Here is a 20014-nt window from a genome sequence, read left to right as displayed (position 1 = left end):
ATATCAGAATTTTTTTGTTACGAAAAATGAACGGTTATTCGTCGAATTTGAATTGCTTGTATTAAAAATTGGGAGTAAATATCTGATTCTTGGGTGTTTCGATACTCAAATTTCCACACAAGTAAGAATAAAACTGTTTTTTAAATTTTATCAGTACTCAGTACGAAGGAATTATAATGAGCAAAAGGAATTTGAAGTTTTTAAGCAACACAAAGTTTTTATCTATTCGTCAAATTGGTATAAAACAACTAGTCTTTTTTGTTATTTCATTGTTTGCTTCAAGTCATGTATTTGGAGAAGAACTTAAACTAGATTCAAACACTTTTATCGTTAATGCGCTTGTTGGAGGACCTACAGATCCTGTTTTTCCTGGTCCAGGAGAAGGTAGTAGCCTACAAAATTACGTACCGCCTAAAACGTACACTTATAATTTCAATGAAATAAATAATGTAGAGACAAATGTTCCAACACTGACTACTGAGTTAATGGGGGACCATATAGATCCTGCCACTGGTTCCGTATCTTGGACTCAAACAGACGTGAATATTCCAGGCAATTTTGAACTTGAAGTTGCTATTAAACGAGAACTTCTTGATCCTGGTAGTTGGCCAAGAGCAACACGAGAATTTGGGAATTGGAGTTTAGCAATCCCACACATTCGCTCAAGCTATGTCACAAATACTAACGGTAGCTTCTCCAACATCCATGGTTCAGTTCTACCTGCGTGGTATAGAGGTGAAGCTTGCTCAGCTGGCCTCAACAGTAATCCTGATTTTCTAAAATCAATACAAGGTTCTCAGTTTAAACTAGACAAAGAGGACTATTGGCAGGGAGACACTATTAATATTCCGGGAATTGGGAGTACATCAATTCTTCAAGACGGCTCAACCAAAAAAACGGTAAACCAATGGAAAATTGAATGTGTCAATCTTAATAACCTCAGTGCATTTAAAGTAACACTGCCAAATGGAACTATTTATACATTTTCTGAACTTAAGAAAATACGCTCATTCAAAGACACTTTTTTAGGTTCGGTGGAAGAAGCATGTCTACAGCAATGTTCTTTTCCTATAATAGGTAACGAACGACCAGATGATAAGCTTCGCATGGCTGTCGTAAATGTATTTATGCAAGTAACGGAAGTGAGAGATCGGTTTGGCAATTGGGTGAAATACGATTACGACGACGACTCTAACTTAATTAAAATCTATTCTTCTGATAATCGTACCATTGATATTGAGTATACAGGGAGTGATGAACGCCGAATTAGTAAAGTCACAGCTAATAATAGAAATTGGATTTATACTTACCAATCAGCAAACGCAACGAGCGTGTCTGATATGTATTTGTTGACAAAAGCAACGTTACCAGATGGTAGAAAGTGGCAGTATAGTTATCCAACAAATTCAAATACAAAGTTTTGGTCAACTATTGCTTTGGGAGAGCATGACCAAGTAGATCCTTTCAATCCAGCTCAGTGTAACCCTGGAGATTCTGGGAGTTATATAGGCATGACTCATCCAAGTGGGGCTAGAGGTGACTTTGACATTTTAGGTAGATGTGCAGGACAAGCGGCTGTACCTAAACTGCAAAACTTTAACCGTTTTGGGCAAGGGGCGTCATTTCAGTCCTATGCTTTACCAATTTCGCATCAGCAATACTCAATATCCAATAAAAGTATCACCTTACAGGACAACACAGTATATAACTGGAACTACTCTTACAATAATAATCTAGGGTATTACTATAGTGATGATAATTGGCCATTTAATAGTAGCTTCAGTGTCTCAGGTTTGCCAAGTAATGCGGATATAAGCTTTATAGAGGAAGACTTAATTGATGTAAGTGCCACTTTGCTTGAATTACCCGACGGGAGTTATCAATTATCTATATCCGACCGTCGTTATGGTTTTCAAAATGGCAAACAGCTTTATTATGCAGTTTATGATGACAACTATAATTTAACTGGGTATACGAAATATAAATATAATGAAAGTACAATAAATTACGGTAGTACCAAACAACAAGTGCATGGGATAAGTGAATATATAGTTTATCCTATTCCTCCTGAATTTAATGGTCAGGTGTATTTTGATCAAGCTATTACATCGAGTAAACATATACGGCTTGTTAGCAGTGAATTTGTTTTAAAAGATGGGAATGTTTCAACTTCCTATAAAGAACAATTTAGTAATTTTAATAGCTATGAAAAAGCGCAACAAATTACACAAAATGGTCCGAGTGGTAATCGCAGAGTAAAGTTAGGTTTCTCGCATGACACTGGAACATGGGTACTTAATCAACCCACAACGGTTGATGTGAGTATCAATAATGAAAGCTATAAACGCTTATCTGAAAAAGTTTACTACAGCGCTACGCATAGCAATACGGCATACCGATTTAATTTAAAAGAAGAAAAGTATTTTGGGACTGTACGTAAGTCCTACCCGAATTATCAGACCGTTTCGAATGCTAGAGGGCAAATCAAAGATGTAGACTTGCACTTAAATACAACCGGCGGTAAAAGACGAATTACTTTTGATAATTATAAACGAGGTCAAGCTCAAACAATAAAAGTACCACAACGTTACTCTACTGGAACGATGTCAATGACAAAAGTTGTTGATAATAATGGGTGGGTATTATCGACTACGAATTTTAATGGTGTATCAACAAAATATACTTATACGCCAATGGGACTAATTAAATCAGTCAACTTAACACAGGATAATAACTATAGTTACGGTAACTGGAAAGATACACTTTTTAGTTATAGCTACCCGTCATCCGGAGGTTTAATAAGAACCATTAGCAAATGTGTTTTGAATAGCACTGGAACAGCTTGCGGAGGTTCTGTATCTCTTAAGACTACAGAAACTTACGATGCCCTATATCGTTTGATTAAAACACAAGCATCAGGCAGTAATCAAAACCGATATCAGTCGTTTGAGTATGATTTTAATAACAAGACCACTTTTGAATCATTCCTTAGTAGTAATAGTAATGAATCGAGGGGGACGTATATAACCTATGATCCTTTACAGCGAGTATTATCCAAAACAACGTCAGGCCTTGGAACTTCAACATTTAATTACTTAGCGGCCAACAAAGTTGAGGTTATTAATCCTAGAGGATTTGACACAGTAACAACGTACAGAGCTTTTTCATCTCCTTTATATCAATCCCCCTTATTGATCGAATCTCCAGCAGGTGTGAATACTCAGACGGTGTACGACACATTTGGTAACGTCATATCTATTACTCAAAGCGGAGGAGGGAAGAGTCAAACTGAGTCTAGATACTATGATAGCAATAATAATCTGTGTTTTATTAGTCGTAATGATATCGGTAAAATTCGACATCAGTTTAATCTATTGGGCGAGTTAGAATGGCAGGCTCATGGCAATGTAAATAGTTGTTCTACCAATAAGCCAAGTAATGCTGTAACAATGATTTATGACAATTTAGGTGATTTGAAAACTGTAAATTACCCAGATAGTACCCCTGATGTAAATTACACCTTGGATAAGTTGGGGAATGTAACCGCTCTGACTTCTGGTAGCGTCAATCAGTCATATATATATAACAATCAGAATGTGTTAGAGAGTGAAGTTTTAACAATTCCGGGACGAAGTGGAACATTAAATATCGACTATCGATATAACGCTGATCTGCATCAAACATCGATCGTCTATCCTGTTACAAATAATGAAATCAGTTTTTCTCCGAATGCATTTGGCGAACCTACAAAAGCGACTCGAATTGGCCAAACTTATGCAAGCAACGCCTCCTATCATCCTTCAGGAGTGATTAAAAGTTTCACATATGGTAATTCAGCAGTTCATCAAACTTTACTGTACAGTTTAAATAACCTTCCCTCCAGAACCTCAGATGTAAAAGGAAATACGCGCTTATCATGGTTTGACTATTCCTATGATGAAAACGCAAATATTATAAAAATCATAGATGGAACAGATAACGGTTACACAGTTAATTCTATGACTTATGATGGTCTGGACAGATTAATAGGTATATCAGCAAACAGCAAAGCAGGTAATTCGACTGTTAACTATGATGCGTTGGGTAATATCACTAAGCTAGTTACCAAAGATAGAGTATTAAATTATTCGTATAACGCCTCGAATAGACTAACCTCGGTCAGTTCTACTGGCAATAAGGCCAAAAATTATGGCTTCTTCAATTATGATTCTAGGGGAAATATAACTAACAATAGTCATTTTACCATGGCTTATAACTTGGCTAATCAGATTTCGTCAGCAAAAGGAAACAGTTACTCGTATGATGGTTATGGTCGACGAGTCAAAGCATCAGGTAATGGAAATACGAGTTATTATCTCTATAGCCAGTCAGGCAAGCTATTGTTTAGTGAAAGGAATGGAACTAGAACAAATTATATTTATCTGGGCCAGAAATTAATCGCTGAAGACTCAGCAGGAGCTGTAACTTTTATTCACTCAGATCTTCAAGGTAGTCCTGTCGCGAGATCTAATACCGCCGGAGCGTTACTTAGTAGGAAACACTATAAACCATTCGGCGATACATACGAAACCGATAGTTATGAAGTAGGTTATACTGGGCACCAGTTTGATAATGACCTGGGGTTAAGCTATATGCAGGCACGATACTATGATCCAGTTATCGGGCGTTTCTACTCAAATGATCCTGTTGGGTCAATTGAGCACCTAGGAGGGACTGGTAGTATTCACGGTTTCAATCGCTATGCATATGCAAATAATAACCCATACAAATACATTGATCTTGACGGAAGAGAAGTCACTGCTGTTTTCGATAAATCTACAGGCACTTTAACTGTAACTGATAATGATACTGGAAAAACTGCGTCAGCTAGTGCTTTTTCTGGTCAAGGACTTTATGTTGGTGCTCCAAATGGGACTTACACAATTAGCGATTTTCCTTGGGGAAGTGCTGGGCAAGATAATTATTTTGCTATTTTGAGAAATGATTCGTATCTTGATGACGTTGCTGACGGGTTTCAGAGTAACTACAATCCAGATGAGGATATGCAAAATCTGAGGCTTCATGAAGGAAGTGTCAGTCATGGTTGTGTGTCCGTTCCTGATGCTACTGAATGGGATGGTGTCCAACAAATTTTAGACAACACTAAGAAAGGTGATCCTGTCAAAATTCATGGTGAATCATTTCCAAATTTTGGGCAGCTAAAAATAGTGGGTGTTTCTGGTCGAATTGAATCACAAAAACTAGCAGAGCAGGATAACCAATAAAATGTTTAAAAGTTTATTAGTGATCACTTTATTTTTTAGTGCTTTATTAAACGTAGTTTTTGCCAGTTCGGATGAAGTTACTATATCCAAGGTTTCTGAATATGAATGTCAGAAATCGGTAGATGAACTAGTAGGAAGTTTAATTATAGCTAGGGAAGATGAGCGTTCTTATGAAAAAGGCTCTGATGCTTTTGGAGCAGGGCCTGCACTATCCAGATTGTTCAATGGTTATAACAGGATTCAAAACTGCATGTCCAAAGAACAAAAAACAGAGTTTTTCTGGGTTATGTTATGGCATTCAGATTTTGATGGTGAGATGAAATCTTATTTAGAATTCGTTGTGAAAGAAGTTGGTTCAGATTTTTTAAGTAAAGCCGTGAAATATAAAAACGCATTAGAAAAATATAGGCGCAGTGAAGGAAGGTTACACAAGATAAAGGTAGTTATATTAGATTTGGAAGATGTAATTAGTTAATTTTATTAATTTGAATCCAAAGCCTCGCACTCGCGGGGCTTTTTGTTTTTTGGCTATGTTATGTTGGTGGGTATCAAACGTGAGTTTCCAAAAAAATATAGCCCCGACCTCATAGGACGGGGCTTCTTTTTATATGGAGCTTGAGTATGCTCGTGAAGCCCTCGCTTCTATCTGAAATTAGATAAAATGGCTGGGATGCCCGGCAGTAGCCCGACAAGTGCCATTACTGTGGTGAGTACCGCAAACATAATACCGGGTACAATCCAGCGGCTCATTTTACTGAGTTCACGGCTGCGTGCTTTGCAGCCAATCAGGCCTAAATTATCGAGCAGCATAGTCAGCGACCATCCAAAAGCAGGGTTAACCAGAGCAGAAGAGAACACCACAATAGCGGCTGATTGAGTGGTTTTGCCTTCGCGGGTCATTTCCATGCCTGCTTCCAAAAGAGGGATAAATACACCGACGATCAAGGCTACACACAGTACAGGCTCCCAAATGGCTAAATCCATTGGATAACCCCAAATGCCTGCGATCACGCAAAATAGTGCGGTGAGCAAAGCGCCGGCCGGAATTGGGCGTTTGGCAATAGCCGCAGGTACGATATAAGTACCCCAAGACGACGTGAAGTTAGCGCCACCCATCACAGATCCCACCATTTGACGGGCTGACGCGCTGACCATGGTATCGTCGATATTCATTTGCACTTTCTCGGTTTTATCCGGATAGCTGATTTTTTGAAATACCTGATGACCGAGAAAATCCGGTGACCACATGGCCACGGCGAGTACGGCAAAGGGCAGTACAACAATAAAGCTCTCAATGGTGGGTAAACCTAGCATCCAGCCGGTGTTTTCTCCCCACCAGTAGGAAGGGCTCATATGGGGAAAGCCGGGAGCCGTGTTGAATTCAAAGGGAGCGCCTAACAGAAACGCGATACCGCCACCAAGTAAGCAACTCAGTGGCACGGCTAGCCAGCGCTTTTTCCAATGCTCCAATAACGCGTAAAGCACGATAGTACAGGCGATGACCACAAAAGCGATGTATGCCATCTCTATCCCTTGGGCCCAAGCAAACAGCTTTTTTACTTGGGAGGTGGTACCAATAAAGCCTAAATATAATAACAAGCCGCCGCACACGCCTTTACTGGTGAGACGCGCAAGCAAACTCCCTCCTTTACTGATTGCCAGCAAAAAGCCAAATACCCCGATAAGTAACCCAAACGCCATGGGGTGGCCGCCTGCTGCAACCACAATGGGAATAAGCGGAATTAACGGGCCATGAGTACCGGCTAGGTTGGCAGTAGGTAAAATAAACCCTGAAAAAATGACGATAAACAAAGCCACTATAAGTAACTCATAGCGCACGTTTTCTAAAATAAAGTCAGCGCCTAACCCTAGCGGCCCAGCAAAGGTCGCAGCAATGGCTCCCACCATTACCACTTTACCTATGGTGCCTGCCATAGCGGGAATAGTGTCTTCCCATTCAAAACGATAATCACGGAAGGGCAGGTTAGGACGCCAGCGTTTAGGCGACATAATTTGTAGTTCATGCTCAAGGTATTCATCTCGTGTAGAAAACGAAGCACTTGGCTTGTGTTGATCGGCATAGGAAGAGGAGGCTGAATTATGTAGTGGGGCCTCGGTACTGGCGTCTCGCTTTTCGTTTAAACTTGTGCGCGTACTCATCCGTATTGACTCCTGTGCAGGGTTTATTTGTTGGTGAGCGCATCGTAAAGTAAAAAAAATGCGTTATTTGTTAAATTTTATGGGTTTTATTTTCCTTGTGTTTACATTTGTGTTTGGTGGGTGGTTGAATTATGTACACAATTGTTGCTGTAACAAGTTCCATTGCCTGTAGTAGCAAGGTATTTTGCCTAGCGGCAAGATTTGAAAAAATGCCCATTTGAATTACAATTTTTTAACAATGGCGTATGCGCTATTAGTCTTATATGCCATAAATGGGATGGCAAAGGTGAGGCATTTCTTCGTGCATATTGGGAATGGTCACAAATAATCAATTAAATTTCAGGTAGTACTACTATCAATATAAACGGTGTGATAGGTTGAGATGTGCGCAAGCTTATATAACAAGAGTTGTAGTAGGATTGAATGAATAATGAGCTGATGCCAACTATTTTGTTGGTAGACGATGAGATTCTCAACATACAGATTTTGGCATCTGCGTTATCTGATGAGCATCGTATTCTGATGGCGCCTTCTGGTATGAAGGCAATTGAAATTGCCAAAGCGCAGTTGCCCGACATTATTGTTCTCGACATTAATATGCCTGATATTTCAGGCTATGAAGTGTGTAAGCGTTTAAAAGCAGATGATGCAACTCGCTCTATTCCTATCGTCTTCGCGACGGGAAGAGAAAGCGAAGAAGATGAGCTGTACGGCTTACAATTGGGCGCTATCGATTATCTGAAAAAGCCTTTCCGTGTGGCCTTGATTAAGGCCAGACTAAAAAACTTGGTCGACCTAAAGCGCAAAACAGATTTACTTGAATCGCTCGCCAGTATCGACGGCCTTACCGGTATTCCCAATCGTCGTAGTTTTGATGAAACCTACGACGCTGAATGGCGTTATGCGTGTCGAAAGGGCCGACAAATCAGCCTTATTCTTATTGATATCGACTTTTTCAAACAATACAACGACCATTTTGGCCATGCCCAAGGTGATGAATGTTTACGCAAAGTTGCTAAGTGTATTAAAAATACCGCTCAGCGTGCTACAGACTTTGTTGCGCGCTATGGCGGCGAAGAGTTTGTCGTTGTAATTCGAGAATCAGATGCATCACAAGCAATAGAACTCGCTGAAAAAATTCGCAGCGCGGTTGAAGCGTTGGAAATGGAACACCCTTCGTCGCCACTCAATCACAGAGTGACTGTGAGTTTGGGCGCGGCAACAGTGGGGCCGGTTATCGAGGAGCAGCCCGAAACTATGTTCGAGCTGGCCGACAAACGTTTATATCACGCTAAACAGCAAGGCCGAAACAAGGTTGTGTCGGATTAACAACAACGTATGGCATTAGCCAAACGAGAGGCGAACGGGTAGGCCTGAGGCTTCAGGCGTTACCTAGCTGGGATCGGCTCTATGGTGTAATAACCCGATTGCAACTTTTGCAGGCTCGATTCGGCGATATCGCCAAATGGTAATAATGCAGGCCCTGTTGGTTCCAACAAAACGTAGGGTACACCTTCTATCATCAAAGTTTTGTCGTCTGGTCGTTGACTAATTGCTACCCCTAAAAGTGCGTGATCTCGTAGTAAAATTAATGCCATGGGAACTTGAGGTAAAAAAGACCGAATGACTGCCGCACTCAATACCGATTTGCTATCACAATCGCCCTTATTACTATTGAGTAGATAAATGGGGGGCGCGAAGCCTGCACCATTACTGCTAACGCGGTTGTCCATTGCATCATAGGGAATAGACTGCACCCAACTCAGTAAAAAGTTCATGTACTCTCTGGCATCAGACTGTCGCGCTAATTTTTCATAAATAGCTTGAGACAAAGGCAATAGCGCCAGCGTACTTTCTTGGATATGCCTGATATGGTCTGGTTTGATGGCTTGGCGCAGCATCGGCGTGGTGTATCGCGTGAAGTAGCGCTCAGTTAAATATGTAGTAAACGCTTGCTCACGCAGAGTGGCGAATTCGTTTTGTAGCTGGGTTGCTGTTTCATTTGAGGGGCTTTCTATCTTTACGTTAACTGCGTCGCCCCGTTGTTTTACCAATATTTTGGCTTGGCGAGGGTCTACAGCTTTCGCTGCTTTGAGTAAGCTTACAGTGACATAGCGTTGAGCGAGCACCGGCTGAAATGTTGCCTGTTCTTCGGGTAGAGGTTCGATTTGTTCAAGTGACAGGGCAAACGTCAACTGTTGGGGCTGGCCTTGGGCATCTTCCCATTGGTACTGATATTGACGCTTGTCAGCTGTTTGCGTAATTGAAAAGGCTCGTTGCTCAGCGTGAGCGGTAAACGCCCACGATAGCAAGCCGCACATGAAACCGGCACGCCATTTGTCTCTGGTTGTTGTCACAATACACTACTGAAAGTAAACCCTTGCCGTTAAGCATAGCACAGCTTTTAAGGCTGCTAATTTTGGGTGAACCAATCTAGCTCTTTGTGCAATGACACTACACTGCCCACAATAATAAGTGTTGGTGGTTTCATGTTTGGCGTTTCTGGGTGCGCCATTATGGTGGCTAGTGTGGCAGTGACTACTTTTTGAGTATCCAGAGTAGCTTGTTGAATTAACCCAATTGGCGTGTCTGGAGACATGCCATGTTCAATTAGCTTTTGGCAGATAATGGGTAAACCTGTAAGCCCCATATAAAACACTATGGTTTGATTGGGTTGCGCTAACGAGGCGAAGTTCAAATCGATAGAGTCATCTTTGAGATGGCCAGTAGCAAACACAACAGACTGGGCATGATCGCGGTGGGTTAGCGGAATGCCAGCATAGGTAGCTGCACCACTGGCCGCAGTAATACCGGGCACAACCTGAAAATCGATACCTTCTTTAATTAAGGTTTGAATTTCTTCGCCGCCACGGCCAAAAATAAACGGGTCGCCACCTTTAAGACGAACCACACGGTTACCGGCTTTCGCTTCTTTAGCGATCAAAGCGTTAATTTCGTCTTGGGGCACTGAATGGTGGCTTTTGGCTTTACCAACATAAATCTTTTCGGCGTCACGGCGTACCAGCTCCAAAATAGCAGGAGACACCAAACGGTCGTATATCACCACATCAGCTTTCTGCATTAAGCGCAGCGCCCGAAAGGTCAATAGGTCGGGGTCGCCTGGGCCTGCGCCTACCAAGTATACTTGCCCTTCTACTGCTTTCTCTTCTTCCGCAGCATTAAGCGCGGCTAAGAATTTTTGTTCAGCAATATCGTCGTTCCCATTTACCACTTCTTCTGCAATATCACCTTCTAATACTGATTCCCAGAAATAGCGGCGTTGGGTCACATTGTCTAAACGGTTTTTGACTTTTTCACGGAATTTCTCAGAAAAAGAACCCAATCGACTTAAGCTTGCAGGGATAAGAGATTCAAGCTTTTGGCGTAAATATCTCAGCAATACAGGCGCATTGCCGCCACTACTCATCGCAATCACTAATGGCGAGCGATCAATAATAGACGGAGTGATAAATTCGCAAAGTGGTGTGTTATCGACCACATTAACCAAAATCTCTTTGGCTTTCGCTTTGGCGTGAATATCAGCGTTGAGGTGGTTGTCGCTGGTGGCCACAAACACCATCTTCTTACCTTCTAAATCTTCATCTTCGAATTTACGCTGGTGTAATGTGACCTGTGGGTGATCTTTATAATGGGCAACAGTGTTGCAAATATCGGGTGCAACAACCGTTACTGTCGCTTCAGATTTGAGAATGAGTTCTAACTTGCGCGCAGCCACTTCACCTGCACCTACAATTAAGCAGTGCATGTTTTGAGTATCAACAAAAACGGGGAAGTAACGCATACGAACTACACTCTAAGCATAAAAAAGAGGCCACTATAGTGACCTCTTTTTATTATTTAGGGAACAACCTAATTCGGTTTTTATATTCCTAAGAGTTATAGATAACTTATCTTTTATCTCTTTTGCTTTCGCGGTTGTCTTTGTTATCACGTTTACCCGCTGGGCGTTTATTGCCGCGAGGTGGAGGTGTATCCGACCATTCGCGAAGAGACAAACGCTGACCAGCAACACGTGTACCTTGAAGTACGTCGCGCGTTTCTTTTGGCATGCCTTGCGGTAAATCTACGGTACTGAAGTTGTCGTAAATTTCGATAGCGCCAATGTTTTTGCTGTTGATGTTTGCTTCGTTAGCAATCGCACCCACAATATTACCAGGCTTAGCACCGTGAACATGACCAACGTCAATACGGAAGCGCTGCATACCCGCTTCTGTTGGACGGTTGCCACGAGGAGCGCGTTGACGACGTTCGCGACCGTCACGGCCACCGCGACGATCATCACGACCACCGCGTGAATCACGAGGTTCACGTTTAGGTTTGCTGTGTAGATCTGGACGATCGCTTTCTTTAAGCAATAGTGGCTCGTCGCCTTGTGCGAGCTTAACCAATGCTGCTAACAAGGTTTCTGGCGATGCTTCGGTTTCTTCTTTCAACATTTCAACGATAGGCATTAAGCTTTCAATGCTGTCGTCGTTAGTGGCGTCTTTTACCGATTGCTTGAATTTGCTCAAACGCGTGTCATTCAATTCTGAAATCGACGGAATTGGCATGGCTTCAATTGGCTGACGCGTCGTCTTTTCAATCGACTGCAACATGCGTTTTTCACGGTGTGAGATAAATAGAATCGCTTCACCGCTACGACCAGCACGGCCTGTACGACCAATTCGGTGTACATAGCTTTCTGTATCGTAAGGAATATCGAAGTTCACTACGTGGCTAACGCGTTCAACGTCAAGACCACGTGCTACAACGTCAGTAGCAACCAAAATATCGATAGTGCCTTGTTTTAATTTATCAACCGTGCGCTCACGAGCATTCTGAGGAATATCACCGTTCAACGGCTCAACGTCGTAACCACGAGCAGCCAGTTTGTCTGCAAGTTCAACGGTCGCTGTTTTAGTGCGCACGAAAATGATCATGGCGTCGAAAGTTTCCACTTCCATGATACGCGTTAACGCTTCCAGCTTGTGATGACCGGCAACTTGACAGAAACGCTGGCGAATTGTGCTAGCAGTGCTGACTTTCGATGCGATCTTCACTTGCTTGGGATCGTTCAAATAACGTTGGCTGATCTTTTTGATCGGCGCTGGCATGGTTGCAGAGAACAATGCCGTTTGGCGCGATTCTGGCGCGTGGCTCAAGATCAATTCAACATCATCGATAAAGCCCATGCGTAGCATTTCATCGGCTTCGTCGAGCACAAGGAACTTAAGGTCATTAAGTTTTAATGTGCCGCGTTTGATATGGTCAATTACACGACCAGGTGTGCCAACAACAACTTGAACACCGCGTTTTAATTGGCGGATCTGGTTGTCGTAAGATTGGCCACCGTAGATCGGTAGTACTTTAATCTTTTCAGAAAAACTTGCATAAACCTGAAATGCCTCAGCCACTTGAATAGCCAACTCACGCGTTGGTGCTAAAACAAGTAACTGTGGGTCACGTGCGTTGGCGTCAATATTCGCCAACATCGGCAATGCAAATGCCGCTGTCTTACCTGTCCCCGTTTGAGCCTGTCCCAAAAGATCATGTCCCTGTAACAACAAAGGGATACTTTCCGCTTGAATTGGCGACGGTTTCTCGTAGCCAACTTTCTCTAAGGCTTGTAATATAGGTTCTGGTAGATTGAGGTCTTTAAATGTCAGTTCGACGGTTGTGGTCATTAATGATCCTGGGTACTCGGGATGGACAGCTAGAAAATCCAGCGTGTTATAACAAAACTAAAGTTATATTATAAGCTAATAATAGAAGCGTTACCATGTAATAAAGCGTTCGAAAGAGTTTTAATATAGTCTATTGCCATAGCCTCGTATTTACAGAATCACAGGGTAAGAATAAATGAAAGACAGGAAGCGAAATAAAAGTAAAGGCGTAATCACAGCGGTAGCCTTGGCAATTGGGTTGGTTGGACTAAGTGCGTGTAGTCAAAAAACCAGTGAAGAACATATATTTGCAGCTCGTCAGTACATTGCTGCTAACAACAATGAAGCGGCATTAGTTTCGTATCGAAACGCGATCCAGATGGATCCCAAATCGGCGCAAGCCCGATTTGAACTCGGTCGTTTATACATAGACATGCAAGAATTTGGTGGCGCAGAAAAAGAATTAAATCGCGCTTTAGAGCTCGGCTATGCCGAAAAAGACGTGATCCCACTGCTCGCCGTAGCTTATCAACGCACAGGAGCAGAGAATGCGTTAGCTAAACTCGACCACGAAGTGGCAGGGTTAACCCCAGCAGAATCAGTGAAAGTTGGCTTTTATAAAATTCAAGCCATGTTGCGTTTGGATAAGCAAGACGATGCCCGTGAATTGATCACAGCGTTAAAAGACATCGACACCCGATCTGAATATAAAATGATGATCGTTGCAACAGAGCAGGTGTTGGATCAAGACAGCGATGCTGCATTGGCAACACTAGCAGAAGCAAAAAATATTGCCCCCCTGAATAAAGACCTACTCTTGATGCAAGGGCGTTTGTTGTTAGCAAGTGGCCAAGCAGAGGAAGCGGTTGAGGTTTATCAGCAGTATGTGAAGAGCTTCCCGAAAGACGTTGAAAATAAGTTTGCACTGGCGGCGTTATTGGTTGATCAGCAACGTTTGAAAGAAGCCGAACCTTATGTTGATGACTTATTGAAAGTCAGTGAGACCAATGGCCTGCTTAACCAATTTAAAGGGATGATCCTTGCCAACGAAGGGAAATACGAACAAGCCCTGACCTTCTTAGAAAAAGCGGTACAAAATGGCCGTAATGATGCCATTGTTCGCTTAGTTGCAGGGTTTAGCGCTTATCAATTACAAGATTTTGAAGCCGCCGCACGCCATTTAACTATGGTGGCCACATCTTTGCCTGACAATCACCCCGGGCTACGAATGCTGGCCGACAGCTTATTGCAGTTGGGCGAAAACCAAGAAGCGAACGACGTGTTAACGCGCATTTCTGGTGACAGCCAAGCCGACGCCGCTTTGTTCACGAAAGCGGGCTATCAATTCGTTCGTTCGGGTAATGTGGTTGACGCGAAAGAAATGATCGAAAAGACCTCTGGCATATCTACGACGCCAGCAGATCTAACGCGCTTAGGTATTTTGAAATTGTCGGTAAACGATCTCAACGGGATCGTAAACCTCGAAGATGCGGCAACCCAAGCCCCAGATTCTGCGATCACGCAACAAGTGCTAGCCAGCGCTTACTTGCTGGAAGGCAAGTTAGAAGAAGCGAAAAACGTTGTCGCACAATGGAAAGAAGCACAACCTGATGCTGCCGCACCTTTCTTAACAGAAGCGCGTATAGCGATTCAAGAAAATGACTTCGCGTTAGCACAGCAAGCACTCTCTACAGCAGAGAAGAAATCACCAGACAACAGCAACGTGAAACTGGCACAAGTAAACCTATTGATGCGCCAGAATAAAACGGCTGAGGCCAAGCAAGTGCTAGATCAGGTGGTAGCCAAAGACCCAACCAATGTCACTGCGTTGGCTGTGAAGTATGCGATGGCAAAAGAAGCAGGTGATGCTTCACAAGTGATCAGTGAAGTTCAGTCAACGCTAAAAGCGAATCCTGATGACAACCGCGTGCGTATTTTAACCGCGCGTTTGCAGTTAATGGAAACGCAATACGATGCTGCATTGAAAACCTTAGCGCCGATTAAAACCGAGCGTACTTTGCCAGTGGCATATTGGGATACTAGAGGCCAAGCGTTAATTCGCGGCGGAAAAGTCGATGAAGCCGAAAAGCTCTATACTGAGTGGCTTAAATATTACCCGAACAATAAAAATGCGGCTTTGGGTAAGTTGCTGATTGACGATGTGAAAGCAAACTTCAAGTCGGCATTAGCCCTGTCTCAAAAATTCCAGGAAAAACGCCCCGATCAGCAAATGGCATTGTTGGAGTCTTACTTCCACGCTATGTTGCAACACGCAGATGAGGCGCAGGCTATTTTAGACAAAGCCAGTGATGAAGAAAAAGCCTTGCCGTTTGTGAAGGGCATTCAAGCGCGTGTTTATTTGTTGAAAGAAGAGCCTGCCAAAGCTGTACCATTGGCGCTGGCGGCATATGAAGAAAAAGCCAATTCACGCAATATGATGGTGGTGTACGTGGCGTATGAGCAGTCTGGACAATCAGACAAAGCCAAAGCCTTCTTGAATGAACACGTTGCAGCTCACCCTGAAGACTTACAAGCGCAGATGATGCAGTCGCAAAACTTGTTGTCATCAGACAAAAAGCAAGCGATTGAGAAGTACGAAGCGATTGTTAAGAAAACGCCAGACAACTTTGTGGCGTTAAACAACCTCGCATATTTGTACTACGAAGCAGGCAATCTGGAGCGGGCGAGCACATTGGCCGAAAAAGCCGTGAATTTGCAACCTAAGAGTACCGATACCATAGATACGCTAGCGCAAATTAATGTGGCTAAAGGCGATTTAAGCGAAGCCCGTAGACTTTATGAAACTGTGATTAATGATCAGGAAAGCAGCGAAGAAGTGTATTTGAATTACATTGAAGTACTACTGAAGCTAGACGCCCGTCCGTTGGCATTGCGTAAGATTTCATCGCGCCCAATGACAACAGACGCATCGCGTGAGCGCTTGAAGAGCCTGAGTGAGACTTACGGTTTCTAAATTCTTACTCATTGCATCAAATAAAAATGCCAGCGTTTTGCTGGCATTTTTTTTGGTGTCTTCTAATCGGCTTTAAGACCGGTTATTCAGGATCACTGCTTCATGTTATCTAGCTTCTTTGATAGCTCGGCGATTTGAACCGCTAAGTCTTTCATAGTGGGTTCGTTTTCAGCTTCGGCTTTTTCTCGTTTTACCTTGTCGTTTTCCTCTTCCATCACATTGACCACAATACCAATTACCATGTTGAGGAACGCAAAGGCAGTGAAGAAGATAAACGATAAATAGAACAGCCAACTCATGGGATAGACTTCCATGGTTTCGTACATCACGTCGGTCCAATCTTCAAAGGTCATCACACGGAAGAGTGTGAGTAATGAAATAGTGATATCTCCCCACAGCACCGGATTGATGTTTTCAAACAGAGTACTGCCGACAGCAGCGTAAATGTAGAAAATAATAAACATCAGTAACATCACGTAACCAAGTTGCGGCAGCGCTTTCACTAATGACACCAGCAAAATACGTAATTCAGGAATAATCGAGATCATTCTCAGTACGCGGAACACCCTAACGAGTCGCGCAATAAGGGCGAGATCCGTGTTATTCATAGGAATTAAACTCACTAACACGATGAGTGTGTCGAACCAATTCCAGAAGCTTTTGAAAAACTGGGTTTTCTTTTTCTCGGCAAGGAAACGAATGGTGATTTCGAACATAAAGAATGCACTGATCAGCCAGTCGAGTATTTCCGTAACATGGCCAATGGCCTTCGGCATATCGTAGGTTTTGGCTCCCACTAGTAGAGCCGAAAAGATGATTACCGAGATAACAAAAATTTCAAATAACTTGTTTGAGCGTACTTTTTCAAATTTCGCTTGTAATTCTGAAGCTTGCATACCGTTTTTGTAAACCGAAATAGATGTGTAATCGTTGTGAATATGGCATTATACTCGGCGAGTATTAAACCACGTTGAAATTGAGTTGTATCATGGATGACAATATAAATTCTTTGCAAGGGAAATTAGCCCGTGTCTGCGAGCAATTAGAGCAATTTTCTTCAGCGAGACCCACAAAACAAGACGCTGAGGCGTTAAAAAGCGAACTTGAGTCTGTCCTCAAGTCGTTAAACCGAGACGCGAGCGACGACGAAGCGCGCTAAGCCAGACTCAAAATAAACACTTTCCAATAAAAAAGGAGCGTATGGACGCTCCTTTTTGGCATTCTGTAAGATGGCGTTTAGTTTGCCGCCATCATGCCTCGGTTGATGTTTTCAACGTCGTCACTGGTCAATGTACCAGCCGCTTGTTTCAAGCTCACAATTGCCGCGATAAAGTCGTAGCGAGCGCCAGCCAAGTTACGGCGTGCATCAAACAAGTTTCGTGTACTGTCGAGCACGTCAACAATGGTACGAGTACCTACATCAAAGCCAGCTTCTGTAGCTTGCAATGCACTTTCAGCAGACACAACGGCCTGTTGTAAGGCGCGAATAGTAGAGATAGACGCCTTCACATCATTGTATGAACTGCGAACCGACTGAATGGTTTGACGATGTGACAATACCATGTCTTCACTGGTTGAAACGAATAATGCTTTTGCACGATCAACCTGCGCTGATACCGCGCCACCTTGATAAATTGGCACCGCAACGTTTACGCCAATGCTTTGGCTGTCTTGGTAAGGTGTGTCGTTGCTGAACAATGGCGACGAAACACTTGATTTGCTGCTGCCGTATGATGCGGTCAGGCCCACTGTTGGGTAATGGCCCGAAGTCGCAATGTCGATATCCATTTTCGCAATATCAAGCGCTAAACGTTGAGATAGCAAAGTGAGGTTAGACTCTTCTGCAATGCTCAACCATTCATCTACTGTTGATGGTGTAGGGGCAGTTGCAGAGAAACGCTCAGTGTTCAGAACAGAAACGTTACCGTGATACTTACCAGTGATCACTCGTAGTGCTTCACGAGCTAGTTCTAAATCGTTTTCGGCGACAATTTCTTGTGCCACTGTGCTGTCGTAGTTTGCTTGTGCTTCGTGCACATCCGTAATGGCAGTTAAGCCCACTTCAAAGCGTTGCTTGGTTTGTTCAAGCTGGCGCTCGATTGCACGTTTTTCCGCTTTTACAAATTCTACGTTGTCCAGAGCGCGCAGTACGTCTAGGTATGCGCTCACAGTGCGAACAATCAATTCTTGCGCCGCTGCCGCATAGGTTGCGTCGCTTTGTTCAGCTGTTAGTTCGGCTTGGTCTAGACCCAACCAGTTAGAGTGGTCGTAAATAGACATGCTAAGGTCTAAGCCCCAGCTTGTGGTGTCTCTGTCTACTTCTACATCAACAACAGTAAAGGTGGTGTCGCCGTTTTCATCTTCACCTTGAACCGTTTGCGTAGATTCGCTGGTTGATGTGGTATATCCGAGAGAGCCAGAAATTTGTGGTAGCAAGTTAGCCCGGCTAATCGGAATAGCTTGATACGCGGCGTCGCGCTGTGCTTTCGCTCGGTTAACTACAGGGTCGTTCGCCATAGCTTGTTGGTAAACTTCCAACAGGTTATCGGCCATGGCTGAGCTACTTAAACCCAAACCGATCATTAGCGACAAAAATGTCTTTTTCATGAGTGCGCCTTACTTTCTAATTCAATGTCTTTGTCCGATGGACAGGTAATAATGGTAAGTGTATGAAATTCAACCGCTATGCCAAAGAAAAATGTAGTAACATCTCGTCAGTAATTGTAACAGTTTATGTTACGCGTAAATCGAAATGTCTGTTTTGGGTCTTTGGCCGTCGGCGGTATACATCACCCGGAGCCTCGGCTAGCATGATATAGTACATCAAAACAGGACGGATGAGAGTGTAATGACCACAGAAATTCAACGTTTTAACTCAGATGATGTCAAGATAGAGTCAGTTACCCAACTATATCAAGGCTTTTTTAAGATGGTGGCTTACGAGTTTCGCCACAAGCTTTACAATGGTGGTTGGAGTGATGTGGTACGACGCGAAATTTTTGAACGTGGTCACGCTGTTGCGGTATTGCCTTATGATCCAATTCGTCAGGAATTTGTATTAATCGAACAGATCCGCGTGGGCGCATTGCCTACGTCGACAACCCCTTGGTTACTCGAAATCATTGCAGGCATTATCGACGAGGGCGAAACCGAAAATTCGGTTTGCCACCGCGAAGCGCAAGAGGAAGCCGGTATTACACTCAAGCATTTAACCAAGGCATTGAGTTACCTAGCCAGCCCAGGTGGCACTACTGAAAGGTTGCACATTTTTGTTGCGCAAACCGATAGCAGCGAGGCCGAAGGGGTACACGGGTTAGATTATGAGTCGGAAGACATTTTAGTGCACAGAGTGAAAGAGCAAGACGCTTATGACTGGTTGCAATCAGGGAAAATCGATAACGCGGCCTCGATTATTGCACTACAATGGTTTTTTATGCACAAACAAACATTATTGGAGCGCTGGCAAGTATCGTGACCATCAGTAGTAAAAAGTACGTCCCTAATTTGTCGTCATTACAAGCCACTTGTGAGCACAATTATTTGCACGTGCTTAAGTTGTTGCCCGATGTTGACACTGAAAGTCTGACCTATGATTTTAGCGCCGGAACAGGGTTGTCGTACCGAATAGAAATTATTGATTCTGCGCGTTACACCAGCACTATTGAAATCGCTCAAACTAGCAATCATGGCCCAGACTACCTCAAACCCGCCATGACAGTGCGTTTGTATCACGACGCGCGTATGGCAGAGGTGATCAGCAGTCAAAACGCTGGTGCACTTGCGCCCTCGTATAGCTACCCCAATTCAAAAATGCGTATGCGCAATGAAAAACACATGGTGAATGTGTTTTTGTCTGAGTGGTTGGTATTTTGTTTGAACCACCGCCATCAACCTACAGCGCAAGCTTAGTCAACCATTTACCCTCTTGTTACACCCCGCGAAACCAAGGAATT

At 43.3% G+C, this 20014-nt stretch carries 13 protein-coding genes; 7 read left to right on the top strand and 6 right to left on the bottom strand.

What is annotated here, in order from left to right:
- Positions 1–176: 176 nt before the first annotated feature.
- Together ACXAH6_RS07030 and ACXAH6_RS07025 are read left to right on the top strand one after the other, a co-directional pair.
- Complete coding sequence (locus ACXAH6_RS07030; RefSeq protein WP_474875936.1) at positions 177–5264, top strand: RHS repeat-associated core domain-containing protein; 5088 nt, start codon at positions 177–179, stop codon at positions 5262–5264.
- Between the two features lies 1 nt (position 5265).
- Entirely contained in the window at positions 5266–5739 is a 474-nt protein-coding gene (locus ACXAH6_RS07025; protein WP_474875935.1) for a hypothetical protein, read from the top strand.
- A gap of 167 nt (positions 5740–5906) precedes the next feature.
- Here the strand turns inward: ACXAH6_RS07025 and ACXAH6_RS07020 are convergent, their stop codons facing one another.
- The gene (locus ACXAH6_RS07020; protein WP_474875934.1) at positions 5907–7424 is read right to left on the bottom strand and encodes a DUF3360 family protein; all 1518 of its coding nucleotides are present in this window, start codon (positions 7422–7424) and stop codon (positions 5907–5909) included.
- 423 nt (positions 7425–7847) lie between these two features.
- Here ACXAH6_RS07020 and ACXAH6_RS07015 point away from each other — a divergent pair, with 423 nt between their 5' ends.
- A complete protein-coding gene (locus tag ACXAH6_RS07015; protein WP_474875933.1) occupies positions 7848–8753 on the top strand; it encodes a GGDEF domain-containing response regulator in 906 nt (301 codons plus the stop codon).
- 59 nt (positions 8754–8812) lie between these two features.
- Here the strand turns inward: ACXAH6_RS07015 and ACXAH6_RS07010 are convergent, their stop codons facing one another.
- The 3 genes from ACXAH6_RS07010 to ACXAH6_RS07000 form a co-directional block, all read right to left on the bottom strand.
- Positions 8813–9781, bottom strand: coding sequence for a hypothetical protein (locus tag ACXAH6_RS07010; protein ID WP_474875932.1), 969 nt, complete (start codon positions 9779–9781; stop codon positions 8813–8815).
- 56 nt (positions 9782–9837) lie between these two features.
- Positions 9838–11226, bottom strand: a complete 1389-nt coding sequence (gene cysG / locus ACXAH6_RS07005; protein ID WP_474875931.1) for a siroheme synthase CysG — start codon at positions 11224–11226, stop codon at positions 9838–9840.
- A gap of 106 nt (positions 11227–11332) precedes the next feature.
- A complete protein-coding gene (locus tag ACXAH6_RS07000; RefSeq protein ID WP_474875930.1) occupies positions 11333–13108 on the bottom strand; it encodes a DEAD/DEAH box helicase in 1776 nt (591 codons plus the stop codon).
- Positions 13109–13283: 175 nt separating this feature from the next.
- Between ACXAH6_RS07000 and prsT the strand changes: the two genes are divergently transcribed.
- Positions 13284–16061, top strand: coding sequence for an XrtA/PEP-CTERM system TPR-repeat protein PrsT (gene prsT, locus ACXAH6_RS06995; RefSeq protein ID WP_474875929.1), 2778 nt, complete (start codon positions 13284–13286; stop codon positions 16059–16061).
- Positions 16062–16153: 92 nt separating this feature from the next.
- Here prsT and ACXAH6_RS06990 read toward each other — a convergent pair whose 3' ends face one another.
- On the bottom strand, positions 16154–16957 hold the full coding sequence (locus ACXAH6_RS06990; RefSeq protein WP_474875928.1) for an ion transporter: 804 nt from the start codon (positions 16955–16957) through the stop codon (positions 16154–16156).
- A 92-nt stretch (positions 16958–17049) separates the two neighbouring features.
- Here ACXAH6_RS06990 and ACXAH6_RS06985 point away from each other — a divergent pair, with 92 nt between their 5' ends.
- A complete protein-coding gene (locus ACXAH6_RS06985; RefSeq protein ID WP_474875927.1) occupies positions 17050–17220 on the top strand; it encodes a hypothetical protein in 171 nt (56 codons plus the stop codon).
- A gap of 77 nt (positions 17221–17297) precedes the next feature.
- Here the strand turns inward: ACXAH6_RS06985 and tolC are convergent, their stop codons facing one another.
- Entirely contained in the window at positions 17298–18668 is a 1371-nt protein-coding gene (gene tolC / locus ACXAH6_RS06980) for an outer membrane channel protein TolC (RefSeq protein WP_474875926.1), read from the bottom strand.
- A 241-nt stretch (positions 18669–18909) separates the two neighbouring features.
- Between tolC and nudF the strand changes: the two genes are divergently transcribed.
- Positions 18910–19536, top strand: a complete 627-nt coding sequence (gene nudF / locus ACXAH6_RS06975; protein WP_474875925.1) for an ADP-ribose diphosphatase — start codon at positions 18910–18912, stop codon at positions 19534–19536.
- Complete coding sequence (locus ACXAH6_RS06970; protein ID WP_474876046.1) at positions 19530–19970, top strand: DUF1249 domain-containing protein; 441 nt, start codon at positions 19530–19532, stop codon at positions 19968–19970. The genes nudF and ACXAH6_RS06970 overlap by 7 nt, the downstream gene beginning before the upstream one ends.
- Positions 19971–20014: the final 44 nt, after the last annotated feature.

The sequence above is a fragment of the Alteromonas sp. ABE4_545 genome (genome assembly GCF_056161325.1).
Note: the sequence above shows the minus strand (reverse complement) of the source record. Positions and strands in the feature narration are given on the sequence as shown.